The organism is Aestuariibacter salexigens DSM 15300, assembly GCF_000429145.1.
Classification (GTDB): domain Bacteria; phylum Pseudomonadota; class Gammaproteobacteria; order Enterobacterales; family Alteromonadaceae; genus Aestuariibacter; species Aestuariibacter salexigens.
The window spans coordinates 98,466-124,879 of the sequence record NZ_AUBH01000011.1 but is presented as its reverse complement, the minus strand read 5'-3'; the positions used below and the strand labels follow the sequence as shown (position 1 = coordinate 124,879).

Annotated in this window: 24 protein-coding genes and 2 tRNA genes; 9 read left to right on the top strand and 17 right to left on the bottom strand. The window is 48.4% G+C overall.

Annotation, left to right across the window (positions count from 1 at the left end):
• From G441_RS0114085 to orn, 9 genes are all read right to left on the bottom strand, one after another.
• The coding region (locus G441_RS0114085) for an IS110 family RNA-guided transposase (RefSeq protein ID WP_026376943.1) at positions 1 to 844 on the bottom strand (844 nt) is incomplete at its 3' end.
• Between the two features lie 125 nt (positions 845 to 969).
• A complete protein-coding gene (ilvN, locus tag G441_RS0114080) occupies positions 970 to 1,467 on the bottom strand; it encodes an acetolactate synthase small subunit (RefSeq protein WP_026376942.1) in 498 nt (165 codons plus the stop codon).
• Positions 1,467 to 3,185 carry an acetolactate synthase 3 large subunit gene (locus tag G441_RS0114075; RefSeq protein ID WP_026376941.1) on the bottom strand — a complete coding sequence of 573 codons (1,719 nt, stop codon included), beginning with the start codon at positions 3,183 to 3,185 and terminating at the stop codon, positions 1,467 to 1,469. Before G441_RS0114075 ends, ilvN begins: the two co-directional genes overlap by 1 nt.
• Positions 3,186 to 3,406: 221 nt before the next feature.
• Positions 3,407 to 3,781, bottom strand: coding sequence for a MaoP family protein (locus G441_RS0114070; protein WP_026376940.1), 375 nt, complete (start codon positions 3,779 to 3,781; stop codon positions 3,407 to 3,409).
• Between the two features lie 113 nt (positions 3,782 to 3,894).
• Positions 3,895 to 4,389: a DUF4442 domain-containing protein gene (locus tag G441_RS0114065; protein WP_034475196.1), complete on the bottom strand. Its 495-nt coding sequence runs from the start codon at positions 4,387 to 4,389 to the stop codon at positions 3,895 to 3,897.
• A 107-nt stretch (positions 4,390 to 4,496) separates the two neighbouring features.
• Positions 4,497 to 7,853 carry a TonB-dependent receptor domain-containing protein gene (locus G441_RS0114060; protein ID WP_026376938.1) on the bottom strand — a complete coding sequence of 1,119 codons (3,357 nt, stop codon included), beginning with the start codon at positions 7,851 to 7,853 and terminating at the stop codon, positions 4,497 to 4,499.
• A 587-nt stretch (positions 7,854 to 8,440) separates the two neighbouring features.
• Positions 8,441 to 8,516: transfer RNA gene (locus G441_RS0114055), tRNA-Gly, on the bottom strand.
• Positions 8,517 to 8,619: 103 nt separating this feature from the next.
• Positions 8,620 to 8,695 (bottom strand) — tRNA-Gly (locus G441_RS0114050).
• A gap of 212 nt (positions 8,696 to 8,907) precedes the next feature.
• Complete coding sequence (orn, locus tag G441_RS0114045) at positions 8,908 to 9,453, bottom strand: oligoribonuclease (RefSeq protein WP_026376937.1); 546 nt, start codon at positions 9,451 to 9,453, stop codon at positions 8,908 to 8,910.
• A gap of 121 nt (positions 9,454 to 9,574) precedes the next feature.
• Between orn and rsgA the strand changes: the two genes are divergently transcribed.
• From rsgA to G441_RS0114025, 4 genes are all read left to right on the top strand, one after another.
• The gene (gene rsgA / locus G441_RS0114040) at positions 9,575 to 10,603 is read left to right on the top strand and encodes a small ribosomal subunit biogenesis GTPase RsgA (RefSeq protein ID WP_026376936.1); all 1,029 of its coding nucleotides are present in this window, start codon (positions 9,575 to 9,577) and stop codon (positions 10,601 to 10,603) included.
• Between the two features lie 69 nt (positions 10,604 to 10,672).
• On the top strand, positions 10,673 to 11,545 hold the full coding sequence (gene asd / locus G441_RS0114035; RefSeq protein WP_026376935.1) for an archaetidylserine decarboxylase: 873 nt from the start codon (positions 10,673 to 10,675) through the stop codon (positions 11,543 to 11,545).
• A gap of 13 nt (positions 11,546 to 11,558) precedes the next feature.
• Positions 11,559 to 12,428: a DMT family transporter gene (locus G441_RS0114030; protein WP_026376934.1), complete on the top strand. Its 870-nt coding sequence runs from the start codon at positions 11,559 to 11,561 to the stop codon at positions 12,426 to 12,428.
• A complete protein-coding gene (locus G441_RS0114025) occupies positions 12,425 to 13,123 on the top strand; it encodes a glycerophosphodiester phosphodiesterase (protein WP_026376933.1) in 699 nt (232 codons plus the stop codon). The genes G441_RS0114030 and G441_RS0114025 overlap by 4 nt, the downstream gene beginning before the upstream one ends.
• Before the next feature lie 9 nt (positions 13,124 to 13,132).
• On the opposite strand, the gene G441_RS0114020 is transcribed toward G441_RS0114025, so the two are convergent.
• The 4 genes from G441_RS0114020 to gpmM form a co-directional block, all read right to left on the bottom strand.
• Positions 13,133 to 13,537 (bottom strand): MerC domain-containing protein, encoded by a 405-nt coding sequence (locus tag G441_RS0114020; protein ID WP_026376932.1) that lies wholly within the window; start codon positions 13,535 to 13,537, stop codon positions 13,133 to 13,135.
• Between the two features lie 94 nt (positions 13,538 to 13,631).
• Complete coding sequence (locus G441_RS18775; RefSeq protein WP_051275622.1) at positions 13,632 to 14,483, bottom strand: divergent polysaccharide deacetylase family protein; 852 nt, start codon at positions 14,481 to 14,483, stop codon at positions 13,632 to 13,634.
• Between the two features lie 42 nt (positions 14,484 to 14,525).
• On the bottom strand, positions 14,526 to 15,671 hold the full coding sequence (locus G441_RS0114010; protein ID WP_240485145.1) for a murein hydrolase activator EnvC family protein: 1,146 nt from the start codon (positions 15,669 to 15,671) through the stop codon (positions 14,526 to 14,528).
• A gap of 13 nt (positions 15,672 to 15,684) precedes the next feature.
• The gene (gpmM, locus tag G441_RS0114005; RefSeq protein WP_026376930.1) at positions 15,685 to 17,217 is read right to left on the bottom strand and encodes a 2,3-bisphosphoglycerate-independent phosphoglycerate mutase; all 1,533 of its coding nucleotides are present in this window, start codon (positions 17,215 to 17,217) and stop codon (positions 15,685 to 15,687) included.
• Between the two features lie 270 nt (positions 17,218 to 17,487).
• Here gpmM and G441_RS0114000 point away from each other — a divergent pair, with 270 nt between their 5' ends.
• From G441_RS0114000 to G441_RS19375, 5 genes are all read left to right on the top strand, one after another.
• A complete protein-coding gene (locus G441_RS0114000) occupies positions 17,488 to 17,916 on the top strand; it encodes a rhodanese-like domain-containing protein (RefSeq protein ID WP_026376929.1) in 429 nt (142 codons plus the stop codon).
• 15 nt (positions 17,917 to 17,931) lie between these two features.
• Entirely contained in the window at positions 17,932 to 18,195 is a 264-nt protein-coding gene (grxC, locus tag G441_RS0113995) for a glutaredoxin 3 (RefSeq protein WP_026376928.1), read from the top strand.
• Positions 18,196 to 18,256: 61 nt separating this feature from the next.
• Positions 18,257 to 18,775 (top strand): protein-export chaperone SecB, encoded by a 519-nt coding sequence (gene secB, locus G441_RS0113990; protein ID WP_026376927.1) that lies wholly within the window; start codon positions 18,257 to 18,259, stop codon positions 18,773 to 18,775.
• A 5-nt stretch (positions 18,776 to 18,780) separates the two neighbouring features.
• Positions 18,781 to 19,785 carry an NAD(P)H-dependent glycerol-3-phosphate dehydrogenase gene (gpsA, locus tag G441_RS0113985; RefSeq protein ID WP_026376926.1) on the top strand — a complete coding sequence of 335 codons (1,005 nt, stop codon included), beginning with the start codon at positions 18,781 to 18,783 and terminating at the stop codon, positions 19,783 to 19,785.
• Positions 19,786 to 19,880: 95 nt separating this feature from the next.
• Entirely contained in the window at positions 19,881 to 21,014 is a 1,134-nt protein-coding gene (locus tag G441_RS19375) for a GGDEF domain-containing protein (protein WP_084407387.1), read from the top strand.
• A gap of 12 nt (positions 21,015 to 21,026) precedes the next feature.
• Here the strand turns inward: G441_RS19375 and trmL are convergent, their stop codons facing one another.
• The 4 genes from trmL to argE all read right to left on the bottom strand — a co-directional run bounded on the left by trmL (position 21,027) and on the right by argE (position 26,255).
• Complete coding sequence (gene trmL, locus G441_RS0113975; protein WP_026376925.1) at positions 21,027 to 21,491, bottom strand: tRNA (uridine(34)/cytosine(34)/5-carboxymethylaminomethyluridine(34)-2'-O)-methyltransferase TrmL; 465 nt, start codon at positions 21,489 to 21,491, stop codon at positions 21,027 to 21,029.
• 111 nt (positions 21,492 to 21,602) lie between these two features.
• Entirely contained in the window at positions 21,603 to 24,005 is a 2,403-nt protein-coding gene (locus tag G441_RS19370) for a PAS domain-containing protein (RefSeq protein ID WP_084407386.1), read from the bottom strand.
• A 100-nt stretch (positions 24,006 to 24,105) separates the two neighbouring features.
• Complete coding sequence (locus tag G441_RS0113965; protein ID WP_051275619.1) at positions 24,106 to 25,095, bottom strand: alpha/beta fold hydrolase; 990 nt, start codon at positions 25,093 to 25,095, stop codon at positions 24,106 to 24,108.
• A 17-nt stretch (positions 25,096 to 25,112) separates the two neighbouring features.
• The gene (argE, locus tag G441_RS0113960) at positions 25,113 to 26,255 is read right to left on the bottom strand and encodes an acetylornithine deacetylase (protein WP_026376923.1); all 1,143 of its coding nucleotides are present in this window, start codon (positions 26,253 to 26,255) and stop codon (positions 25,113 to 25,115) included.
• Positions 26,256 to 26,414: the final 159 nt, after the last annotated feature.

Below are 26,414 nucleotides of genomic sequence, written 5' to 3'. Positions count from 1 at the left end.
TCAGATTCGACCTGAGTTTTTTATTGGCGATGTATTTACTGATACCCAGCATGACAGTTTTTCCACCTGTACTGTGTTGCTTGGGCGTTAAGCCAATGCACGCTGCTGCCTCCCGCCCGTTCTTGAATGAGGCGCCTGTGTCACCTAATGCCAGATACAGTCCCAGAGCATTGACATCGCCAACACCGTCCAGCGCTTTCAGCATTGAACACTTGGGGTGTGCATTGATAGATTGCTGCTGACGTTTACTTGAGGTCTGTATTAACTCATCCAGCTCGAGCCAGAACTGATACAGCCGGTGTATCTCACCTCTTAACACATCCGGTAAGCCATTCTCAGCATCTTCCAGGATATCCGGTATGGCTTTTACCAGGGAGCGTTTGCCTTTCGCTACGGTGATACCAAACTCATACAGGATACTTTTTAATAGATTGTTCGTGGCGATTTGCTCATCTACATAGTGCTCCCTGATACGCTCACTGGCTTGTAGTGCCAGTTGTTCGTCAGTCTTTACCTGAATAGGTTTGACATCAGGTTGTCTTGACGCAATGGCAATAGCCAAAGCATCGTTCTTATCAGTCTTATGACCTGACAAGAATCGTTTAACGAAGCGAGGAGAGATTAGCATTGTTGTATGACCGTATTGCTCAGACAGCTTTGCCCAGTAGTGGGCGCTGCCACAGGCTTCAATGGCAACCAGTGATGGTTTCTGTTTAAGCAACCATGTTTTTAAAGATGAGCGGGTAAAGGTTTTATCTGTCAGTACTTTGTTATCAGTGCTAAGCACACAGACGTGGAAAGAATGTTTTGCCAGGTCGATTGCGATTACGGTATTTTCAGACATGTATGGACTCCTTATTTTGATTTCGCAAAAACCAAATTACTCCTCAGGGAGTGGAGGAGTCCATACATCGCGCAGGCGGCAGTCTATTAAGGTGCCCGCCAATTCGCGGGCACGACGAGAATGTATTATGGCCTTAGTGCCTTCTCGCCCCTGGCCAGTCCACATACGCCGGTTCTGGACGACTCAATAATCTCCGTAGACTGCGCAATGGTTTGTGAAAACGCATCAAGCTTATCGGAAGTACCAGTGATCTCGATGGTGTAGTTGCTGGAGTGAACATCCACAATTCGTGCGCGGAAGATATCCACGTTGCGTTTCACCTCGGCCCTTGCTAATTCATTGCGGGTGGCTACTTTAATCAGCATCAGCTCGCGTTCCACGTGAGAGCCATCGGTGAGATCTGTTACTTTGAGCACGTCTACCAGTTTATTGACCTGTTTAGTGATTTGCTCAATCACCTTGTCATCGCCATGGGACACTATGGTCAGCCTTGACAAGCTGGGATCATCCGTTGGCGCAACGCATAACGAGTCAACGTTATATCCGCGCTGCGAGAACAGCCCGACGATACGAGATAAAGCACCCGGCGCATTTTCCATTAACACTGAAAGTATTCTTTTCATCAGGTACGCTCCGTCTTACTCAATCTCATATCATCCATCGCGCCATACTTAATTTGCATGGGGTAAACGTGTTCATTCTGGTCAACATTAATGTCCATAAACACCAGCCGATCTTTTTCAGCAAAACAGCGCGCCATCGCATCTTCAAGCTCATCCAGGTGATTTACCTGAATGCCAACATGGCCATAAGCTTCTGCTAACTTAACAAAGTCTGGCATCGATTCCATGTAGGAATGGGAATGACGACCTTTATAAATCATGTCCTGCCATTGCCTGACCATACCCAACGCGCGGTTGTTCAGTGAAATGATCTTGATTGGCAGATTGTATTGCAGACAGGTCGACAGCTCCTGAATATTCATCTGAATACTGCCATCTCCGGTCACAACCACAGAGGTTGCGCCAGGGTGGGCAAACTGCACGCCCATTGCAGCCGGCAGACCAAAGCCCATGGTGCCCAGTCCCCCAGAATTGATCCACTGACGCGGCTTCAAATACGGGTAATACAGTGCTGCAAACATTTGATGCTGGCCCACGTCTGAACTAACAAACGCTTCGCCCTTGGTATGACGATATAGGGACTCAATGACGCGCTGCGGTTTGATGACATCCTCAGGCTGCTCGTAGTTCAGACATTTACGACTTCGCCACTGGTCAATCTGCTTCCACCAGTCCTCGAGCTTTTCTTTCTGATCCGACACATCTTGTTTATCCAATACAGAGAATATTTGCTCAACCACGGTGTCGACAGACCCAACAACCGGAATGTGCGCGTTCACGGTCTTTGAAATTGACGTAGGGTCGATATCCACATGAATGATGTTGGCGTGCGGACAGAACTTATCAACATTATTGGTGACCCGATCGTCAAACCTCGCGCCTAAGGCGAGTATGCAATCTGAGTTATGCATCGTCTTATTGGCTTCCAGCGTGCCATGCATACCCAGCATGCCGATAAATTGTGGATGCGTGCCAGGAAATGCCCCCAATCCCATTAAGGTGCAGGTAACCGGCGCATTGAGACGCTCCGCTAATTTGGTCACCAGTGCATCAGCATTGGCCGCAATTGCGCCGCCGCCCACGTACAACACTGGTCGTTTTGCGGCCACCAATGCCTTCACAGCAGTTTTAATCTGCTTCGGGTGACCTTTACGTGTCGGATTGTAGGAACGCATCGCGACGCTTTCCGGGAATACATAAGGATGAGATTCCTGCACGTTAACAATGTCTTTTGGCAAATCGACCACAACGGGTCCGGGTCTGCCGCTACCCGCTATGTAATATGCTTTGGCAATCGCCTCGGGAATATCCACTGCACGCTTGACCAAAAAGCTGTGCTTTACCACAGGGCGGGAACAGCCAACCATATCCGTTTCCTGAAAAGCATCTTCACCAATATGCTGTGATGGCACCTGACCAGACAGCACGACCATAGGGATAGAGTCCATATAAGCCGTGGCAATACCTGTCAGGGTATTGGTTGCACCTGGACCAGAGGTCACCAATACCGTACCCGTTTTGCCGGTCGAACGCGCGTAGCCATCGGCCATATGCGCAGCAGCTTGCTCGTGACGCACGAGGACATGTTTGACATCGTCTTGCGCGAATAGCGCATCATAAATGTCCAGAACGGCACCGCCCGGGTAGCCGAATACATGTTCTACTCCTACATCTTTTAACGCCTGCACCACCATGGCTGCGCCCGACATCATTTTCACGGGTATTCTCCTACATTAACAAAGGGGATCTTTATCCTAATTTAATGCGACTATATCGCGTGACATGCCGATTAAAAACACCAAAATCAACAAAAGTGAGAGATTTATCCCAATAATGGGAATAATTAGGATAAATATCTTTTTGAAATGGAAATGACGGAATAACTACTCGCCACTGTTAACATTTGATTAACAGCAATAGTCCGAACTGGCCCAGCAAGCTAGTCGTCGACAACGATTTCGAGGTCGCTATCGTCACTGATACCTGCATCACCGTCATCATCAATGACTGCCGACTTGGTTCCATAAATACTGCCAAGTTTTGGGCGATTGATGCGTTTTTGATACTTCAGCCATGCTCTTTCAGCAGGTGTCTCTGGTGGGCGTTGTTCAAACGCGGCGGCCAGAAAACCGTGTTCCTCATCGGTACTCGGCTGAAGCTGCCCATCAACCAGAGCTGCGATAACACATCCAAACTGACTAAGTGCTTTACTTTCGTTAATGGAAAAGTCGCCTGACCTGGCAAATCCATACGGATAATTCTTAGGGTCTGCAAACATTCTCCGATATAACGCTTCCCGATCTACTTTTGCCATCGCGATCACCTATTCACACTGACACTAACAAACGGTTGAAGGTTAACGCAAACCCTTCATGGTGCTTTTGTAGAAGGAAAACACACCAATGTCAAAGGTTAAGTGATGGATTTTTAATCAGCTTTTTTCTGATGAGGGATCCACGCCCAAATCATGGAGCAAATGACAGGCTCGACACCTGCGCTATCCGTGACTTTTACCTGCACTTCCACTTCGCCTTTGTCGCTCGTTTGCATCTGCGCAATCTGTTCATCCGTAAGCCACGCCTCTGCCTGCATATCACCGGTTGCACGCTTTACGTAGTCAAGCTTCATGGTTTTCATCAGCGGCAGCTTATCTCCGGGCAGATTGATGCCGACGATGAAACCTGTCGCAGATTCTGCTAGCAACGCCATGCCAGCTGCGTGCACGCTACCAATGTGGTTTTGTACTTTTTTGCGGTTTTTCTGGCGAAAAGTCACACGCTTGCCGTCAGTGCCAAGGATCTCAATCCCCACCGTGCCGGTAAGTTTGACTTTGCTTCTGAACACCCACGTGATCAAACGAGAGCTTAGCCACGGCGGATAGCCATTCACTTTATCTACAAAACGGCGTAGCGGATTTGCCATCAATTCACCCCCAACTGGTTAGACCAGATTACTGTAGAGGATCAGTGCCGTTGAAGCAACAAAAAAGCCCCGAGAATATCGGGGCTTTGCTTAACTTACGAAAATACTTAGAAGCGCATGTCTACGCCGGCGAAAATAAAGCGGCCGCGCGGACTTGCTGGATACGCAAAGTTGGTGATGAAGGGTTCTTCATCTGTCACGTTATTGATACCCGCATACACTGATGTATTTTCATCGATGGTGTAGCTCAGGTTCAAATCGTGCTGCCAGAATGCATCCATCATCACGCTGTCGTCGAATTCACCACGGTTGAATTCTTCAATCTCAACAAACGATACAAGCTGTTCGCTCATATATTGAGACTGCCAACCGATACGAATGTCTTCGAATGACCAGGTCAGGAAGATGTTACCTGCCCACTCCGGACGGTTCACTTCTTTAAGCTCTGGGTTCAGATCTGTCGGATCCAGTGGGTTGGTGAACTGGTCAATTTCATTCACCTTAGTACCAGACACTTCCACACTGAAATCATGGGCTTCAATGCTGAAGTCATAGCTGGCAGAGAAGTCATAACCCGTGGTTTCCAGACGTGCGAAGTTAACGTCTGTTGAACGTAGGAAGTTAAGGCCACCGAACTGTGCAGAGCTTGAGTTGGTGTTACGCGTAAACAACTGACAGAAGTTTTCATTCAGCGTTGGACCGCTATAACAGCCGTTTACAATGTCATCCGAAGATACGGTTGAAATCGCATCTTCGATTTCAATGCTCCAGTAGTCGATAGTCAGATTGAAGCCGTCAAAACCACCCGGTGTCCAGACGAAACCTATGGTAGTAGTATCTGCCGTTTCTTCGATCAGATCTGGGTTACCACCTGTCACACCTGGGAAAGCAGCAGACAGGGGGTCGGTGTAGACATAGTTACCTTCCGCATCAAACGGATCCAGCCCAAACGACTGGAAGTCTGCCACACAGTTAGCCTGCTGCTGGGCAGCTGCACTGGGGTCATTCTGGGCGATACCGTTGATCACGCTCACGTTACAAGGGTCGATCGGGCGGAATGTGGTACCTACCTGAGGACCAAACAGCTCGTTGACGTTAGGTGCACGCACGGCTTGCGACACTGAGTAACGGAAACGCAGGTCTTCGAACGGCGCGTAGATCACGTTGGCACGCCAGGTTGTAGTATCACCAACCGTCGAGTAATCAGAGAAACGCGCGGCCAAATCGAGGGTGAGCTCCTCTGCCATGGTTTCTCCCTCGATGAGTGGCACAGATGCTTCAACAAACGCTTCCATAACATCAAAGCTACCGGTCTCATTCGCAGTCTTGATGATAGGCTGGAATACCAGTGAATTGTTTGCTGAGTGATCAGAAACCAGTGTGCCGGCAGGTACTGCTGCACCGTCTGGGATAACGCCTAACTGCCAGTCATCGAAGGTCGCGTCTGAAGATTCATCACGATACTCACCACCAAACGCAAACAGGATTGGACCATATGGCAGTTCAAACCAATCTGCCGTATCACCGGCAATAGAGCCACTGATCACGAACTGTTCTATCTCAATCTTGGAGCGGCTGTCAGCCGTGACCCAATCTACCGCTTCCTGAGTGATACCGGTTTTTCCTGCCCAGATGTTTAATGGAACACAGCTGCCGTCACCCGGTGTAAATGAGTAGTAACCTGGGTCATAAACCGGAATATCGAACGGCGTCGTGATCTGGCCAACAGTAGGGTCAACGTTAACACGACAGTCTGCCGCACCTGTTGAAGGATTAACGACAGCATCGATGGCAGAGAAGAAACGGTCGGCGATAATCAGGTTTTCATTACCTTTACCTTCACGCACAAACCGACCGTAGTTAACGCTCAGTTCATATTCCCAGTCGTTATCCAGATATCCCTCAATACCGACAACGCCGCGAATGGTTTCACGTTCTTGCTTTATCGTACCTGCACCGATGCCAATCGGGTCTACCGTGATCGCAACACCGCCAATCTGGTTTGCCAGCGGCTGGATGAACGCAGGCAGGAACGGGTTGTCTGCTGCACCAAACAGGAGGTCCCAGTACGAAGTAGGTTGAGATTCGTTCTGTGCTTCCTGCATTACCCACTTAAATTCAGCAAACGCCGTCATGCTGTCAGTCACGTCATAGCTACTGATCAGGTTTAGCGCCAGCTTTTCATTAGGCTGAATGATGTAGCCATTCTGCTGCTGCAGTGTATTGTATGAATCACCGCCGAAGCCCTGGAAGTTACCTGACACCAGACCATCGCGAATAGGACGATAGGTACCATTTTCGGTTACGTTCCAGCAGCCACCCAAAACACCGAAAGAGGCGGCACCAAATACTGAGTTATAGCCGGAGAAGGAATCCAGACAGTCTGGCACGCCGTTGCCATCAAGGTCGATGTTTGTCTCAGGATCAAAGCCTGCAAACGAATATGGGTTACCGGGAATGATATAACCGTACCCTGACGTAAATGGGAAGGTTCTGTATGGCAGTACCGCACTTGGTGCCGCTGTTGCAGCACGTTCGAATAACGCCAGCTCTTCTGCGGTCAGGTTCGGCGCGGTACCAAAGGTTGCCGTGTAGTCGGCAATGAAATCATCTACGCTTGGGATCGACAAGCCGAAGTTAAACAGCCCGGTATTACCGTAATTGTAGAACTGCGAAAGGTTCGGTGTTGATGCACCTATATCACCCTGCTGAAAACGAAGCGCCGGGTTAGTCCAGTCACGAGCAGAGCCGATCGCTAATCCATTTTCACGCTCATAAACCTGCAGCCCCTCATCCTTTTGGTACTCAGCAGCGATAGCGATATTGCCCTTGTCATCGTCGAAGTTCACGCCATACACAGCAGACAGAGTGTACTGTTCGGCATCACCTTCTGAAGACGAGCCGACCATCGCATCGAATTCGAAACCCTCAAAGTCATCTTTCATAATGAAGTTAACCACACCGGTTACAGCGTCTGCACCATAAACGGCTGATGCACCACCGGTGAGCACTTCAACTGACTTGATCAGTTTGAGTGGAATGGAGCCTACATCAACTGCAGCAGAGCCTTGAACCCCGCCAACGTGACGACGACCGTTTACCAAAGTCAGGGTACGTGCGGCGCCTAATCCACGCAGGTTTAATACGTTGGTTCCCACAGCTGCGCCATCATCCACGGAGCTTTCCGCCGTCGTAGAAGAGAACAAGGCAGGAATATCGTTTACCACGTCGGTAATTGAAAACTCACCGGACGCCTGAATATCTTCAGCGCTAACCGACTGTACCGGAGAGGGTGCGGCCAGGTTTGCGTCACGTGCGATGCGCGAACCTGTAACAACGACACGCTCTACGCTTTCTTCTTCAGCTGCTTGTTCCTGTGCCTGCAGGGGGCCTGCAGCAAAAGTCGAAGCGACAGCCAGACCAATGGCTGAGAGCTTCCAAGCATGGGGTTTATATTTATTCATATGTGCTCCTGAGAATGATGTGTGCTTTCCTCACATCATAATACTCAGCACATTTTGTGCCGTTATCAAGGCAAAAATACGAGAAATTAGGACAGTTTGACTAATTTTAGTGAATATCCATGCAGTTTATCCGCGTTTAACTGTAAAAAAGAGAGACTTTATAAAGTTGATCATGCATTTAGCCATTCCCATTCATCACAGAATGACCGCTTTTAGCCCCTTCAAGACAACCTTTGATCACTTGTGGTGCAACACATGTCGATTTTGCACCCTTCCGAGGCTGAATATTTATTCACTTAAATTTTGAATGCAAAAAATTTAGATATTTTTGGAAGATGGAGGGGCAATGAGGTTTTTGGCGCATGAAGAAGGGCGCACTCACTGTAAAAATTGAAGCTGTTGCTGCTGCACGGCCTCTATTCGCCGTTAAAAGTTGATTAGATTTGGAGCGGGAAACGAGACTCGTAACCGGCCGGCGCTCCGGTCGCGACCCCTTGGGGTCTTAGTAAACATTTAGAGCGCATTCACTGTAAAAATTGAAGCGGTTGCTGCTGCGCAGCCTGTTCTTGAATTTTTAAGTGAACGTTTGGAGCGGGAAACGAGACTCGAACTCGCGACCCCAACCTTGGCAAGGTTGTGCTCTACCAACTGAGCTATTCCCGCATTGTGTGGTGTTTGGTTGCTCTTTCATTTAAGAGCTCATTCACTGTAAAAATTGAAGCAGTTGCTGCTGCGCAGCCTGTTCTCGAATTTTTAAGTGAACGTTTGGAGCGGGAAACGAGACTCGAACTCGCGACCCCAACCTTGGCAAGGTTGTGCTCTACCAACTGAGCTATTCCCGCGTACTTTCTTTTTTGTGGGTGTTTGTTGACCCGTCCATGATGATCGGCACCCAGCTCGGTCTTGCACGCTTCAACTGAAGCGGGTGCGCATTTTACAAAAATATCGTTGATGCGCAAGCGCTATTTTTGATTTTTATGAAGATTGGTGCAGATTGCCGCCTCCGCGGCAATTACAAAACTAAACAAGCGGCAATGACAAACTAATGGGGCCATCAAATTTTAAACACGTGCTCACGGTAATACTGCATTTCCTGAATAGATTCACGAATATCATCAAGAGCCAGATGCACGCCTTTTTTAGTGAAGCCGTTCAATACCTCCGGTTTCCAACGCTTCGCCATCTCTTTTATGGTACTCACATCGACATTGCGGTAGTGAAAGAACGCTTCAAGTTCTGGCATATACTTGACCAAGAATCGTCTGTCCTGACCGATGGTATTGCCACACAGCGGTGACTTACCTGCTTCCACATATTGTGACAAGAAGGCGATGGTTTTCTGTGTTGCACTTTCCAGCGTTTCCTCACTTTCTCTGCAGCGCGCAGTTAAACCACTTGCGCCATGGGTTTTAATACACCACTCGTCCATATTGTCGAGAATCTCGTCTGGCTGATAAATAGCTAACACCGGACCTTCAGCCAAAACATTAAGATTTTTGTCCGTCACTATGCTGGCGATTTCGAGTACCACGCAGGTTTCTGGATCCAGCCCGGTCATCTCCATATCTATCCACACAAGATTTTCATTATCTATGGCCATTTATCGCTCTCCTGACAGCGCATAAGCTAGTTTTATTTGCCGTTTCAATTCGCCAATATGTGCTTGAGAAGGTACCATGTAAGTCATTCACACGCCAATACGCAAAAGACAACCAAAACTCGTGGCGAAACGACCTAAACTGACAAAAAATCAGCGGCGCAAAGTATCAGAAAACCGTGCCAAACGATTAAGTGCAAAACAAGACGAGCTAAAAGATTCTCAGCTCGGCGATATGCAGAATGGAACGGTAGTCGGCAGGTTCGGCAAACACGCTGATGTGGAGAGCCAGGAAGGCACTGTGCACCGTTGTTTTATTCGTCGTACAATCGATTCAGTCGTGTGCGGCGACCACGTACAATTCAGACCCGGCATCACCGACGAACAGACCGGCGGCGTCATCGAGGCAGTGCACGACCGCAATTCCGTATTAACCCGTCCTGACTTTTATGATGGCATTAAACCCATCGCAGCAAATATTGATCAAATCATTGTTGTCAGCGCTGTGGTACCAGAACTGTCAACCAATATCATCGACCGCTATCTGGTTGCTGCCGAAGATGTCGAAATCCAGCCTATTCTGGTGTTAAACAAAGTGGAATTATTGGATAGCGATGCTCGCACATACGTCGAGCAGGCACTACAGGTCTATCAGGATATAGGCTATAAGGTGATTTACACCAGTTGTAAGAGTGGTGAAGGTATCAATGAACTAAGTGCCCAGCTTAAGGACAATATCAGTATCTTCGTTGGCCAGTCAGGCGTCGGAAAATCCAGCTTGGTGAATCAATTACTGCCAGAAGCAGAAGAAGCTGTGGGAGAAATTTCTGCCAACTCAGGGCTGGGGCAGCACACCACGACCAGTGCCAAACTGCTACATTTCGCCAAGGGCGGCGATTTAATCGATTCGCCTGGGATCCGCGAATTTAGTCTTTGGCATTTATCCAAAGAACGAGTGACCTGGTGTTTCAAAGAGTTCAGAGACTACCTTGGCGGCTGTAAATTCCGCGACTGTAAACATATCGACGACCCCGGCTGTATTATCCGCGAAGCGGTAGAAAACGGTGATGTCGACGAGCAGCGTTACTTCAGCTATCTGCGCATTGTGGAAAGTATGGACGAAAAAAGACCAGCATATTCCAAACCGACATGAACAGGCGTTATTCACCTGAGCATGGTTTAGGGTACAATCCGCGCCGACACTATTTTTCCGGAGCTTACATTGATTGATTGGTTAAAGGTAAAAACCCAGTACATTCTGCCTAAACATTTGCTTTCCCGAGCCGTAGGCGGACTGGCTTCTGCGCAGGCAGGTTGGCTGACAACCAGCTTGATTAAGGTATTTATCAAGCATTTTGATGTCGATATGTCCGAAGCGGTACTGGAAAAACCAGAAGATTTCGCCACGTTTAATGACTTTTTTACCCGCGAACTCAAGCCCGGTATTCGCCCTGTTGTGGTGCCCCCAGAGCAACTCGCGCATCCGGTTGACGGTACGGTCAGCCAGGCGGGCGACATCCGCTATGATTCCGTCTTCCAGGCCAAGGGACATGACTACAGTCTAACCGCATTGCTGGGCGGTAGACCCGATATCGCCGAGCCATTTAAGGACGGCAAATTTGCCACCATTTATCTGTCCCCTCGTGACTATCATCGTATTCACATTCCGTGTGACGCCACCCTGACTGATATGCTGTACGTGCCCGGTGAGTTATTTTCAGTCAACCCGCTAACCACCAAGAACGTGCCAGGCCTGTTCGCCCGCAATGAGCGCGTCGTCGCCATATTTGAAACGCAACATGGCAAGATGGCCATGGTCCTGGTAGGCGCAACCATCGTAGCCAGTATCGTTACCGCCTGGGAAGGTACGGTAACGCCACCAGTTGGAAAATCAGTACAACACTGGACCTATCCACGCGACGGTGAAAACGCTGTCACCCTAAAGCGTGCAGAGGAGATGGGTATGTTTAAGTTAGGCTCAACCGTCATTTTGTGCTTCGAGCCTGGCATGATCGACTTCAATGATGTTGAGGCCGGTATGACCACCAGATTAGGTGAACACCTGGCTACTTTCCAAACGATGGCTAACGACTAGGCTGTCAGCGACCTTGGATCCTGTAAAGCGCAGCCTGGTATCCCTGCACATCACCATGATGCTACTGGGCGCAACCGGGCTGTTTTCTATTCTCATTCCACTTTCTGCCACCGATATCACCTTTGCTCGTTCGGTGTTTGCCTGTGTTTGCCTGATCATCTTCGTTAAACTGACGGGCGGCTCGTTACGATTACAAAGCACTAAAGACTATGGGGTAGCCTTGCTGCTGGGCGTGATCATGGCGGTGCACTGGATCACTTATTTTGCCGGCATGCAGTATGCGGGGGTGTCAGTCGGCATGATTGCGCTGTTTACCTTCCCCGTTATTACCGTGTTTCTGGAGCCGTTTTTCGAAAAGATCACACTGCACTGGCAGGATATCGCCAGTGCCATCACTGTGTTGATAGGCATTTATCTGATTGTTCCAAGTACATCCCTACAAAACGACGTCACTCTTGGTGTACTTATTGGGGTTGGCTCGGCATTTTTGTACTCAGTACGCAATCTGCTACACCGCAAGCTTTTCTCTCACCATGGTGGTGCAAAAGCCATGGCTTATCAGACATTAGTGATAAGCGTTTGTCTGGTATTGTTTATCTCCGATGATCTAAAAGGCGCGTCGACCTCAACACTATGGATGTTGTGTCTGCTTGGTACTTTATTCACCGCATTACCTCACGCGTTGATCGCTACCAGTCTGAAATACTTAAGAGTAAAAACCTTTTCTCTGGTTGCCTGCATGCAGCCATTTTACGGTGTTATCTTTGCGGTCATACTGTTGAATGAATCGCCGACCTGGCAGACCCTGGTAGGCGGCGTGCTGGTCGTTTCCGCTGCCGTCTATGAGACGATTAACGCACACCGGCAGCGTCCGCAGTCATGAAAATCTTTGCGCACAGAGGCGTCAGTGCACTGGCTCCTGAAAATACCATGAAAGCATTCCAGCTTGCGCTGGATCACGGTGCCGACGGCATTGAGTTTGACGTTTTTCAACATGCTAGCGATTTCATTGTGATCCATGACCAATGGCTGGAGAGAACGACAACGGGCACTGGAAGTATCTACCAGCTATCTCCACAACAGCTTAAGAAGCTGGATGCGGGTGAGGGACAGGACATCCCCTACGTCGAACAGCTCGTTGGGCTGGTTGGCGGCCGCTGTGAATTGAATTTCGAACTGAAGGGTCTGCATGATCACCGGCAATTTTGCACATTACTGGACTGGGCATTGACCCAGGGCTTTACTGAAAAACAGTTACTGGTGTCGTCGTTTAACCATCACTGGTTATTCAGGATCAAGCAACACCGACCGCAGACCCGGATCGCGGCTTTGATCGCCCATTACCCACTTGATTTCACTGCCGAGGCACAGCGTCTTGGCGCGCAGAATATTCACATTGACATCAACGTCGTCGACCATGCTCTTGTTGAAGATGCGCATCGGCGCAACATGGGTGTATTGGTTTATACGGTAGACAGGGCCGAAACCTTACGTCAGTTGGCAAGCTGGGGCGTTGATGGCGTATTCAGTAACAACCCACTGCAGGCGCGCGCCTATCTGGATTCTCAGCTCGTGTAGCTTGGCAGGCTATGCGCTCTGGCAGGCCTCATTGCAGCCGTGGCAAGACTGGCAAAGCCGGATATTCATGACGTGTGCTGCAATAATCAAAAATGCACCTGCAGCGATGGTGAACGGTTCGTAGGCTTCACCAAAAATATCTTTGTTCCAGTACACCAGTCCCCCAAGGGCGAGAGAATAAACAGGATAAAGCTGACGGTGGTATTTGAAAAACCCGACGAATAGTGCCCAGAAACCTATTAGCATGGACAGACTGAGAATCGTGCGTTCAAACCAGTCCTGAGCAAACACTGAGGCGCCAATGATAGGCATTATTGGCAGCAAAACGGGCAGCGCAAGGCAATGCACGGCGCACAGACCAGAGGTCCAGATGCCGATACGATCAATCAGGTTGTTGTCGGTTTGATTGCTCATGTCTATGCCGCCACGAAAAGGAACGTTATAATATAACATTTAACGTGCGACGCAAGCGCAAAGTGATGTTATTGCCGAGAAATTGAACGGTAATTTATTGTGGTGCAGAAAGTCTGGATTGATTTGCCACCTGATAGGGACGAGTAACGTCATCCTGTAAATCAAGGTAGTCGCTGATGTTCACCAGAGTGACGTTCTGATCTGACAATGATGCCAATTCTTCCATAAGAATGTTCACCGTCTGCGGATAGGGATGACCAATGCCCAACGCAGAGCCGTATTTCTTCGCTCTGTTAACCAGGGTTCTAACCTGCTCGCGAATACGTGCTTCATCTCTGTGGTGGTCCAGAAACACATGGCGACGCGCATTAGGCACGCCATAGGCATCCGCAATTGACTGTGCTTTGGTGTAGCGGGTAGTGCGGCTGTCAACAAACACCAGTCCGTTTCGCTTTAGCACATCCATCGTAATGGACATGGGCAGCGTGAGCTGCGTAAGTTTGCTGCCCATATGGTTGTTCAGGCCAATAGCATTAGGCACACTGGCCAGCGCTGACTCAATGGTCATTTGCACATGCTCGGCATCCATCTCTGCGGTTAACGCTCCTGGTCCTAGACGTCTTCCACGCAGTGATTCCATCGGCATATGCAGCATGACCTCACGGTTCTGCATCGCGGCTTCACGGGCAAATCGCGTTGAATATGGGGCGTGAGGAAGGATAGAAAAAGTAATCTCGACTGGCAGTGAGAAGGCCTTGTGGTCTTCCAGACCATTACCCATATCATCAATGATGATCGCGACTTCAGCAGCACGCAAGGGGGCGACCAGAAGACAGACGAGCAGGATTAAACGTGCAATATGGATAACAACCATGTTAACGGGGTTCTTGTTATTTGTACGAGAGGATATCAACAGCAGAGGCTGAATGGCAGTGTTTTCTGGCACACAATGTTATACGTTGAGGTACGCAAAAATCCCAAGAATTTTCTATCGACCAATCCAGCTGCTGGGGTTGAGCGCTTTACCTTTATGACGGATCTCAAAATATAAGCTTGGACCATCCTGCCCGCCGCTCTGACCAACCAGTGCAATGGTTTCACCACCACGGACAACGTCTCCTGCCGACTTAAGCAGTGCCTGATTATGTCCATATAAGCTCATATACCCCTCACCGTGGTCCAGTACGGTAACCAGTCCAAAGCCTTTTACCCAGTCAGCATATAATACCCGTCCCTGATGCACAGCACGCACCGGACTCCCTTCACGGCCACTGATTAATACGCCTTTCCAGCGCACTTGTCCTTGCCGGCGCTTGCCGAAAAGACGTTGCATACGTCCGTCAGTCGGGTTGATCAAGTCACCTTTAACACTCGCCAGGCCATCCAGTGGTTGCGTCGACGCATCTGCCAGTTCAGCCTGACGCTGTGCTTCTTCGATTGCACTGATCAACGCCTGTTCGTTGGCTTGTAGCCTCTCTACCTGCGATGTCGCTGAGGCAATTTTACTATTTAACTGGTTCAGGGTGGCTTGCCTGGTGACTTGCTGCTGTTGCAACGCGTTTTGCTGCTGTCGCTGCTGCGCTTCAAGTTCAGCCAGTTCAAGCTGCTTTTTGGCGAGCGAATCGGCAACATTCTGGATTTGCGTGACTAATTGGCGATGCTTTGCTATCTCTTCTGCACGGGCCTGGTTGAGATATTGATAATAGGTAATAAGACGCTCAAACTTTCCGGCTTGTTCCTGATTAAGAAGCATTTTCGCGTAATCGTGTCGTCCATTTATGTAAGCACTGCGCAGCTGACTTGCCAGTGCGCCCTGCTGTGCGCGTTGTAGCTCGATAAGCTCCTGCTGCTGTTTTTGCAAGCTGTCAAGCTGCTGCTGATTACTGCTCAGTGACTCCCTTGTTTTGTTTAATGCTGTGACGATGCGCGCGATATCAAGTTCGGCTTGTTTTAACTGCTGTTCCAGTTCATTAGCCGTCGACTGTTGATTGGCAATTTCCTGCTGCTTGGCCCTGATCTGCTGCTGTAATTGCTCCAGACGATCTTGTTCAGATTGTTGAGCCATGCCTGCAGGCGCAAGCAAGATGGCGAGCATAAAGCCCGCTATGGCAGGGAAAAAACCTTGTCGCATCATACGTCTCAACGCATTACTTCAACGTCATTATGGGTTTACCTGTCATTTCTTCAGGCTGGGGCATACCCAGCAGATGCAACATGGTGGGCGCGACATCACTGAGCACGCCGCCGGAGCGAGCTGTGGCATCGCGACCAAAATAGATAAATGGCACCGGATCGCTGGTATGGGCAGTATGCGCCTGACCTGACTGTTCATCGACCATCTTTTCAGCATTACCATGATCGGCGGTGATCAGACATTCGCCCCCTACTTCTTTTAATGCGTCAATCACACGCCCGATTGAGCGATCGACGGCTTCGCAAGCCTTCACCGCGGCATCGTAATTACCGGTATGTCCAACCATGTCGCCGTTTGGATAATTGCAGATGATGACATCAAACTCGCCTGACTTTATTGCCTTCACTAACTCATCAGTCAGTTGCTCGGAATTCATTTCCGGCTGTAAATCATAGGTCGCCACATCTGGCGACGGCACTAAAACGCGCTTTTCACCTTCAAATTCCTGCTCTCGGCCACCGCTGTAAAAGAAGGTCACGTGGGCATATTTCTCAGTCTCGGAGATGCGTAACTGCGTTTTGTTATGTTTAGCCAGCCACTCGCCCATCACGTTATGTAAGGCTTCGGGCGGAAAGGCAACAGGTGCGTCGATGTCGGCCGAAAATTCCGTCAGCATCACAAAGCCACTCAGTTCAGGCTGGCTGCTGCGGCTAAAGCCATCAAAGTTTTTGTCAGTAAATGCCTGACTCAGCTCTCTGGCGCGATCAGCACGGAAATTCATAAAGATCACAGTGTCATTATCCTTAATCACACCGGGTTCACCAATCACCGTTGGTTTAACAAACTCATCGTTCTCGTCCCGCTCATAGGCTGCATGCAGTCCCTCAAGTGCAGACTCAGCAGTGAAGTCGGCTTTGCCTTGCGTCAGCAGGTCGTACGCTTGCTGGACCCTGTCCCAGCGCTTATCTCTGTCCATGGCAAAATAGCGCCCTACCAGCGAGGCGATTTTACCCACACCCAACTCGGCAAACAGCTCATCGGCTTTTTTGAGCGAGTCCTCCGCGCTGCGTGGAGGTGTATCCCGTCCATCTAAAAATGCGTGAAGATAGACGCTTTTTGCACCTCGTTGCGCAGCCATTTTCAATGCGGCAAAGATATGTTCCTCATGGCTATGTACACCGCCCGGCGACATCAGCCCCATCACATGAACGGCGCCATCTTTGGCAACGGCGTTATCGATATTGTCTGCCAGCACCTGATTATCAAAAAAGTCGCCGTCTTTTATAGATTTGGTAATGCGGGTGAAGTCCTGATATACCACTCGACCTGCACCGAGGTTCACATGACCCACTTCAGAGTTACCCATTTGTCCGTCTGGTAAACCAACGTCGGCGCCTGAGCCAGATATCAGTGTGTTGGGATAATGCTTAACCAGTTCGTCTAACACAGGCGTGTTTGCGTTGGCAATGGCGTTATTTTTGGTGTCTTCCCGATATCCCCAACCATCAAGAATAATTAACGCTAGCGGTGTCTTAGCCTCGCTCATAGTAGCTCCGTAGTAGATTTGCTTTCTGGTGAAGTCTCGCCATGCCGTGACGCGCTATTTCAGCGTCATACAGCTAGCGACCAGAACTGAATATTTTGTGAACAATGGTTTTGATTTTATCGTGTCACAGGTGTAAGAACCAGTGGCGAAAAAACAATAAGTTATGCAATTGTTCGGCATCCAGCCAAGCCTAGCGCTGGTTTCTGCACAAAATTTCTATATACTTTGCGGTCGTTTTTAACTTGTCCACCACTGTCGAGGCGTTGTTACATGGATCAGCTGGTCGAATTTATCGGCAATCATTACATCCTTTCAGGCATCTGGATGGCATTGTTCGTTATGCTGGTTTACAGCTTTGTGAACGCCACCTTTTCGCCAGTTAAGATGCTAAGCACACAGGATGCTACTCTGTTAATGAATCGGGAGGACGCCGTCGTACTTGATACGCGCCCCTTAGCAGATTTTAATAAAGGTCATATCCTGGGCGCTCGTCAGATCCCCGCTGAGCAATTGAATCAAGGTGATTTTCAAAAGCTTGAAAAATTCAAATCCACACCCATTATCGTGGTATGTGCGATGGGCATGAATGCCAAACGCACAGCCTTGCAGATGCTCAAAGCGGGTTTTAGCAATGTGTCAGTGCTGCAAGGCGGAATGGGTGCCTGGACGGGCGCGGGACTGCCAGTTAAAAAGAAATAGCCAGGTCAATACAACATGAGCCAAGTTGAAATCTACACGACGGGATACTGTCCCTACTGTCATCGCGCAAAAGCGTTGTTACAGAAAAAAGGCATCAGCTTCGACGAATACCCTGTCGACCAACAGCCGGCACTGCGTGAAGAGATGATCCAACGTGCTAACGGCGGATACACCGTTCCCCAAATATTCATCGACGGCCAACATATCGGTGGCTGTGATGATATGTACGCGCTCGAGGCTCAGGGCAAGTTAGACCCATTATTGAACGCGAACAATTAGGCCATTCAGCATCAGATTCGCGCAACTGTAAAACATTAATTAAATAGATCTAGGAAAAATCATGGCAGAAGAAAATCAGGCAAACGGCGCAGCAGGTGCCGAGCAGCAGGCGCAGACTAAAACTCCGTTTGCTATTCAGCGTATTTACACTAAAGACATTTCATTTGAAACGCCTAATTCACCGGCCGTTTTCACTAAAGAATGGAAGCCTGAAGTTAAGCTGGATATCGATACGCGCACTAACACCTTAGAACCCAACCTGTACGAAGTGATTTTATCGATTACCGTAACAGCTAAACTCGGTGATGAGACGGCGTTCCTGTGTGAGGTACAGCAAGCCGGTATCTTTGCAATCGGTGAGATGCCAGAGCAGAATAAAGCTCACATGTTAGGTTCATTCTGCCCTAATACGCTTTTCCCTTACGCCCGTGAAACCGTGGCCAGTCTGGTCAATCGTGGTACATTCCCGCCGCTGAATCTGGCGCCAGTTAACTTTGATGCCATCTATGCGGCTTACGTGCAGAAGCGCGCTGAAGCAGAGCAAAACCAGCAGCAAAGTGCACCACAGCTGGACGCGTAAGCTAAATGGCCAGGTCGGTAACGGTTCTGGGAGCGGGGTCGTATGGCACCGCTTTAGCATTTTGTCTGGCGCGAAACGGCATAGCGACGTATTTATGGGGGCGTGATGCCTCGCACATGAAGCAGCTTGCAGATAGCCGGCAAAACACCCGTTATCTGCCTGGCGCTTACTTCCCTGACGATTTACATGTCGAGGCCTCTCTGCCCGATGCCATATCGCGCAGCACTGATATTTTAGTCGTAGTCCCTAGCCACGCATTTCGTCCTACGCTCGAATCCATCAAGCCTCTGTTAACAGAGCAACATCGTCTGATATGGGCGACCAAAGGACTGGAGCCAGGAACCGGCCGCTTGTTATATGAAGTCGCCAGAGAGATCCTGGGCGACAACATCCCGATGGCAGTGCTATCAGGACCTACTTTTGCCAAAGAAATGGTCGCGGGATTGCCTACTGCTATTTCACTGTCATCAACCGATGAAAATCTGGCGTCTGAATTTGCCGATAAGCTGCATTGCGCTCGCTCGTTCCGTGTTTACCGCAATAACGATTTCATTGGCGTACAGTTAGGTGGCGCGATTAAAAACGTGATTGCCATCGGCGCAGGCTTGGCAGATGGACTTGGATTCGGAGCCAATGCACGCACCGCGCTGATCACTCGAGGTCTGGCAGAAATGACGCGGCTCGGTGTGCAAATGGGCGCTGTTAAGGACACCTTTATGGGCATGGCCGGACTTGGCGATCTGGTTCTTACTTGCACCGATAATCAGTCCCGAAACCGACGCTTTGGTCTGGCACTTGGCGAAGGCATGGACGTTGAAGAAGCCATGCAAAGTATCGGGCAGGTTGTAGAAGGGTATCGCAATACCGAAGAGGTTCATCTGCTCGCGCAGCGTGCACACGTTGAGATGCCTATTTGCGAGCAAATTTACCAAGTACTTTACGAAGGTAAAGCCGCTGTCGATGCTGCCTATGCATTGCTTGGCAGAGAACAGAAAGACGAATCTGAATAATCTTTTTTATTAGTGCGGTTTAAGACGCAAACCATTTTGCGCTATGTTGTATATAAAACGCAGATAAGCGATAAGGTTTTGCTGGTGTATGTAGTATGAACATCCCAGATTCGTTTTATATGCACGGTGTGTACTTAACCATCATCGTGTCCATCTCCCTTTTCGTATACGCGATATTTTCATTGCGTAAAGTCGGCACGGTAGCAATCAATACGTCCGTGTATTACCTGTATTTTGTGACGGGTGTGGCCGGTTGGGTGTTTCTTTGGCTGACACAAAATCTGACCGACAATATCTTTTTATCCATCAATGCTCCGGCATTTTATTTTTCCAGCATACTGTTATTTTTCGCCACCTCTAATGCGCACTGGCGTTCTGCCTCTGGGTTTTATGCGATTTTGCTCTACATCGTGGCGGCACTGTTAACGTTATTTTTTCAAGATGAACTGACCCAGCTTACTGTCGCATCGCTTTTCACAGTAATTATCTATGTTTCTATCGCCATCATTTGCCTAAAGCGGGAACGCCGTTCGCATAATAAAGGGGATGGGATAATTGGTATTGCTGCCGTCATCGAAGCGTTATGTGGCTTCATAGCATTGCTTTTGTTAATAAACCAACGCGATGCGAGTAATGCCTTAGGCGTTTTGTTTATCGCCTCATCGGCCGGCTTTATCGTCGTGGGTATTGGTTTTATGACCACTATCATGATCAGTGAGCATAGGAAGCTGGCCCTGTTATCGACCCGTGATCCCCTGACTGAACTGTTTAACCGTCGTGGTCTTGACCAGTCTCTGGCATTGATTGTGCCCTCACTCAAACGAAACAAGCAGCCGCTCAGTGCCATCGCAATTGATATCGACCATTTCAAAGCCTTAAACGATCAGTATGGGCATGATGGCGGCGATGTCGTTCTCATCAGGATTGCACAACTTATGCAATCGCTGGCCAGAGCGAGCGACGCATGTTGTCGACTAGGTGGTGAAGAGTTTATTGTGCTGCTGCCGAATACGGAGCATCAGGAAGCGCTGGCGATAGCGGAGAGATTGCGTGCTGAAATCGCTACGTTAACGGTCGAATTTGATAAACATATCATCAGCTTCACAGCCAGCTTCGGTGTGGCAACCCAGTATGACGATCTGCAGTACGAACAACTTTTCAAACAGGCCGACAAAGCACTGTACATGGCCAAAGAATCAGGTCGGAACTTAGTCAAAAGCTTCAACTAAGCCTCGCTGGGTTTACACCGCCCCGTCAAAATTCAACTGACGCCACGCTTCGTAGACAAACACTGAAACAGCATTGGACAAATTCATGCTTCTTGAGCCAGGTTTCATCGGGATGCGCAGCCACTGTGAGGATGGCACGGTTTTCATCACATTATCCGGTAAACCGCGAGTCTCGGGTCCAAACAACAAGGCATCTCCTGCCTGAAAGCCCGCCTGAGTATAGTTGTTCTGTCCTGACGTTTCGCACATAAATAATCGCGCAGGCTTTGCTGCATCAATATAGTCATCCAGCGACGCGTGGCGCTGAACGTTGGCGAACTCATGATAATCCAGTCCGGCACGGCGCACTTTTTTATCATCCCAGTCAAACCCTAAGGGCTCAATCAAATGCAATGTAAACCCGGTATTCGCACAAAGGCGGATAATATTGCCTGTATTTGGCGGGATTTCAGGTTGATATAAAACGATATCCAGCATGGCGGTGTCGTGACATTGAAAGGCGCCAGAGTGTACTGATAAGTGCGTTCGTGAATCAATGTTTATATAGCGTTCTAGATGAAAGGACAGACAATGTGACCAGTTAATCATTTAGTTACTGTATTGATTCAGCAAGCTATAAAGCATATTCATATCTACGGGTTTGCCTAAATGGCTCGCGAATCCTTGTTTCACATACTCAGCAATGTCTTCTGGCATAACATTGGCTGTGAGCGCTATTACGGGTATATGCTTTTTCATCATCTTAATTTGTTGCTGCGCCTGCACGCCGTCCATTTCAGGCATATGGATATCCATTAAAATTAAATCGAAGTCTTCTTTGCTGATAGCATCGACTGCATGCTTACCGTTGTCTACTAGTGTGATGTTGGCCTGCGTGGGCTCTAGCATGCTTTGTATGACCACTTGATTGATGTGATTATCTTCCGCAATAAGTATTTTTTTACCGCGCATAATGGGTGCAGACAATCCAGCATTTATATCGTGCTTTGGACTAACAGGCGTTTGTTCCAGAGGCAATATGACCGTTATCGTCGTGCCTTTGCCCTCAACGCTATGCAAATGCAATTGCCCCTTCATCATCTCCACCAAGCTGTAGGTAATCGACATTCCCAAGCCTGTACCACCATATTTGCGAGTCGTTGACGTATCCGCCTGTGAAAACCTTTCAAATATTCGTCTTTGTGCTTCCTCGCTCATGCCAATGCCAGAATCAATGACCCTGATACAGATCGCTCTACTATCATTTTGCTCGTGGAAACCCACCTCAATTGTTACCCCGCCTTTATTAGTAAACTTGACTGCATTAGATGCCAGATTGAGGAGTATTTGTTTGACTCGAACAATATCCCCGATAAACCCATCAACGAAGTCATCCGCGATTACCGTACTGAAGCTTATTCCTTTATTGTTAACTAATGCGTTCAAGTCATATTCCACAGAATTGACTATCTCGGTTAAGGAGAATGCTGCAGATTCAAGGCTGAGCTTATTTGATTCAATTTTTGAATAATCCAGGATATCGTTGAGGATAGTGAGCAAACTTTGCGCAGAGAAAACTGCGTTATTAAGAATGGTTCTAAGATTCTCATCTAGCTCAGCGTTTTTGAGCAGTTGCAGTCCTCCCAATATGGCGTTCATAGGTGTCCGAATTTCGTGACTCATATTTGCCAAGAAATCACCTTTCGCCTTTGTTAAAGCTTCTGCTCTTAGTTTCGCCTGTCTGAGGACTTCCAAATTTCTGACTCTATCGGTGATATCGTAATTCACACCGATTACCTTTACAACTGCACCTGCTTTGTCCGTAATGACAGTTGCATTGGCCTTTATATTTTTAATAGCACCATCAGGTCCTATTACGCGGAAATCAGTATCGTAAGAACTCTTCTCTGCAATCGCTAGATTTAACAATGACTTTGCTTTTTCGATGTCTTCGGGATGTATACTAGCTTCCCATGCTTCGAAGGCACCTGAAAACTGGCCTTCAGAAACACCATAGAGGAGATACATCCATTTATCCCATATCAAGTCATTCGTTACTAAGTCCCATTCCCATACACCCATACCGATGGAATCATGGGCGAGTTGCAGGCGCACTGAGCCCGCCTCCGCATTTTCTCGCGCGACAGTAAGTTGATGCTCAACCTCTTTCTGTCGGGATATATCTTGAAACACACCAAATAATCGAACACACTCACCGTCAACGAACTCAGGTTTGCCGAGCGCTCTTACCCATATTTCGCGACCCGTCGCGGTGACAAGCTCCAGCTCTAAGTCCCAGGGCGTTCCATTACTGATGCCTAACTCAACTGCTTCAGTTATACGTCTGCGGCTTTCTCCTTCTTTATAGAAATTAATCCCAGTTTCCAGAGTCGGCTGATAGTCGTTAGGGACCTCATGAATGCGTTTTGTCTCAGGGCTCCATGTTACTGTTTGTGCGATCAGATCAACTTCCCAAGTACCAATATTGGCGGTTCTCTCCAGGTCATCTAATAATAATGCTTGCTTCTTAAATGCTAATTTCTGCTGTGTCTCTTTATCTACACGTTCTAGTTCTTGCTCTTTCAATGCCGAAACATCAGTGTGTGCTCCTAGCATCCGAATAGGTTTACCATTTTCATCCCTGATTGCCATACCCCGACAACGTATCCACACGGTTCTCCCCGAACTATGTGTATACCTGACAATTTGGTCATAAGGATATGTTGGATCAGCGCAGTGTTTTTCAAAGTTTTCGACCGCGAGTTTGAGGTCATCCTGATTGATAATCTCTTGCCATTCAGATGCAAGATGCTGCTTCGAGGAAGGGTCATAACCCAGGGTGGTCCAGAACTTGGCACTCATCCATTCGTGTTCAGGATTTTCCAAATCCCAAAACCACAAACCATCTAAAGAGGAGTGTTCAATAAAGTCAAAAATACGATCGTCGCTTCTTAATAATTCTCTTAATTCGAGATATAAGCGATGCTGTTCATTACCTTTAATTCGGTTCAATAGTAATACTCGCTAGCCATATTTTTTGATACGAAACAAATAACGTAATCGTGACAACCTTTGTATGAAGAATAGCAGTAAAAATAACTGTGGTTTGTTGTTACGGCACGTTGACAGTGAAAAATGTCATGATGTCTCCCAGCGCCTTATTCTTTATCTCGTCACGTTCCATCAGAATTTCATGCTCACTGTCATCGTAAATATACTTGTGCGCATTAGGCATCGCCGCCAATACCGCATTCTGACTGATATTGTGCACCACCTGATCTGCTTTTGCCTGCAGTAGCATAGTTGGCAGTGTGATGTGCTGAGCGTTGGTAAGGATGTGCTGCATGGCGTTCACAGCCGCCAGCAACCAATGTGACGTCACGCCGCCTAATTGGATGTCGGGTGAACGCTGATATTCGTCGCGGAAAATCTGGTATCTGACCTGACTTCGGGTCAGGACGTTTTGCTCAAAAGACAATGCCCTATAGCCACTTTGTCCGGGGAAATACCAGGGCGTGGATGATAGCAAACGATTGATACCAATCAGAGTATGCCCCATCGCTCTGCTCAACCAAGGCGGCAGTACCGGCTGAATACCGAACATCGGCGCACAAAAGGCAGCTTTGCAAAACATGTTGGGATGTTGAGTAAGATACATTGCGCCAATCGCACTGCCCATCGAATGACACAATAAATTCAGAGGGTGCTGACTCATGTCCTTCACGACATGACGCACAAAGTGATCAAGATCAGCAACATAATCATCAAAGTGCCGGACGAAGCCTCGATGTGGATCACTATGCATCCTGCCTGACTTACCCTGACCTCGATGGTCGAGCGCAAATACAGAAAAGCCGTTTTGGTATAGGTCGAAGATCACTTCTTTATATTTGAGCAGAGATTCGATGCGCCCGTTCGAGATCACAATATCGCCGCGTGAATTAGGATGTATTGCGCTGGCATAGTAGATTTGCACATCGTCACGGCCATTGAAATGCCCATGATTCACGTGCTGCTGCCAGAAAGGCTCAATCTCAGCCTGATATTTTGTCGGCAGCTCTGACTCCGTTGTCAGTTGCCATTGCTTGGATGTCACAGACATTGCTTACTCTCGGACCACTACAGACAGACACGTTTAATGAAACCCTGCAACATACTGGTTGTCGGTGCAACATAATCCAGTGAAATATACTCATCTGGCTGATGAGCCTGATTGATACTGCCCGGTCCAAGCACCAGCGTGTCACATCCCAGTTCATTAATATAGGGCGCTTCAGTGCTGTAATTTGCAGACGTGGCGGTAAATCCGGTCAATTGTTCTGCCAGCTCAACAATGCCGTGTTCATTCTTGCACGCAAAAGAAGGCGCTGACGGATACATAAACTCGCGGGTCAAACGATTTGGATAGCGGATCTGCACTTCAGATAATGCATCGTCGATCAGAGCCAGTGCCTCACTGTCTGACAGGCCAGGAATAGTGCGCACATCAAAATTCAGACAACAGTGGCCACATATTCTGTTTTCACCGTCACCGCCGTGAATATGCCCAAGGTTCAGCGTTGACTGTGGCACGCTGAACGCGTCATCCCGATAGTGGCTAAGTTGCTGCTTTACTTTTAGTAACTGAGTAATAGCCTGATGAATAATTTCGATGGCATTGACACCGCGTTCCGGATCAGAAGAGTGTCCGGCTTTGCCTTCCACGTTAATGGTGTGGGCCATATGGCCCTTGTGTTTATATATCGGCTTTAATTCGGTGGGCTCACCAATAATGGCCAGGTCGGGTTTTATCAGCTGTTGTTCAACAAAAAAGCGGGCGCCAGCCATGGACGTTTCTTCATCTGCAGTGGCCAACACATACAGCGGTTTTTTCAATGCGTCTACGGGAATGTCTTTTACCGCTTCGAGAATAAACGCAAAAAAGCCTTTCATATCGCAACTGCCCAGGCCGTAAAGCCGGTTGTCGGCCTGTCGCAGGGTAAATGGGTCTTGCTGCCATCGTCCTTCGTCGAACGGTACCGTGTCGCTGTGTCCGGCTAGCAATAATCCGCCTTCCCCACTACCAAGCCTGGCCAGCATATTGTATTTACCTTGTGCCGACGGCACAGGTTGAATAGTTATGTCGAATCCTGCATCAGCAAACCAGGTTGCTAGGAGATCCAGCATAGGCCGATTGGAAAGATCAATTTTTTGGTCGAAAGCACTAATGCTTGGGACACTAATAATTTGACGGTAACGTTCTATGAAATCAGGGATCCGCATAAAATCTTTAAATATATTTATTCTAATTTATTGCATATATATCCACATTAAAGGATACTAGCAAGCAACTTAACTATTAACAGCACGTCTGCATGGAGTTATTCCATTAACAGTAGCGTGTTTTGAAGATTTACACAGTATGAATTGTTGCCACATTGA

What these genes read in the sequence shown, in the direction of transcription:
- ilvN (WP_026376942.1), bottom strand. Translation starts at nt 1,467, where the DNA reads ATGAAAAGAATACTTTCAGTGTTAATGGAAAATGCGCCGGGTGCTTTA.
- G441_RS0114070 (WP_026376940.1), bottom strand. Translation starts at nt 3,781, where the DNA reads ATGGCAAAAGTAGATCGGGAAGCGTTATATCGGAGAATGTTTGCAGAC.
- G441_RS0114065 (WP_034475196.1), bottom strand. Translation starts at nt 4,389, where the DNA reads ATGGCAAATCCGCTACGCCGTTTTGTAGATAAAGTGAATGGCTATCCG.
- G441_RS0114060 (WP_026376938.1), bottom strand. Translation starts at nt 7,853, where the DNA reads ATGAATAAATATAAACCCCATGCTTGGAAGCTCTCAGCCATTGGTCTG.
- orn (WP_026376937.1), bottom strand. Translation starts at nt 9,453, where the DNA reads ATGGCCATAGATAATGAAAATCTTGTGTGGATAGATATGGAGATGACC.
- G441_RS0114025 (WP_026376933.1), top strand. Translation starts at nt 12,425, where the DNA reads ATGAAAATCTTTGCGCACAGAGGCGTCAGTGCACTGGCTCCTGAAAAT.
- G441_RS0114020 (WP_026376932.1), bottom strand. Translation starts at nt 13,537, where the DNA reads ATGAGCAATCAAACCGACAACAACCTGATTGATCGTATCGGCATCTGG.
- G441_RS0114010 (WP_240485145.1), bottom strand. Translation starts at nt 15,671, where the DNA reads ATGATGCGACAAGGTTTTTTCCCTGCCATAGCGGGCTTTATGCTCGCC.
- gpmM (WP_026376930.1), bottom strand. Translation starts at nt 17,217, where the DNA reads ATGAGCGAGGCTAAGACACCGCTAGCGTTAATTATTCTTGATGGTTGG.
- G441_RS0114000 (WP_026376929.1), top strand. Translation starts at nt 17,488, where the DNA reads ATGGATCAGCTGGTCGAATTTATCGGCAATCATTACATCCTTTCAGGC.
- grxC (WP_026376928.1), top strand. Translation starts at nt 17,932, where the DNA reads ATGAGCCAAGTTGAAATCTACACGACGGGATACTGTCCCTACTGTCAT.
- secB (WP_026376927.1), top strand. Translation starts at nt 18,257, where the DNA reads ATGGCAGAAGAAAATCAGGCAAACGGCGCAGCAGGTGCCGAGCAGCAG.
- gpsA (WP_026376926.1), top strand. Translation starts at nt 18,781, where the DNA reads ATGGCCAGGTCGGTAACGGTTCTGGGAGCGGGGTCGTATGGCACCGCT.
- G441_RS19375 (WP_084407387.1), top strand. Translation starts at nt 19,881, where the DNA reads ATGAACATCCCAGATTCGTTTTATATGCACGGTGTGTACTTAACCATC.
- trmL (WP_026376925.1), bottom strand. Translation starts at nt 21,491, where the DNA reads ATGCTGGATATCGTTTTATATCAACCTGAAATCCCGCCAAATACAGGC.
- G441_RS0113965 (WP_051275619.1), bottom strand. Translation starts at nt 25,095, where the DNA reads ATGTCTGTGACATCCAAGCAATGGCAACTGACAACGGAGTCAGAGCTG.
- argE (WP_026376923.1), bottom strand. Translation starts at nt 26,255, where the DNA reads ATGCGGATCCCTGATTTCATAGAACGTTACCGTCAAATTATTAGTGTC.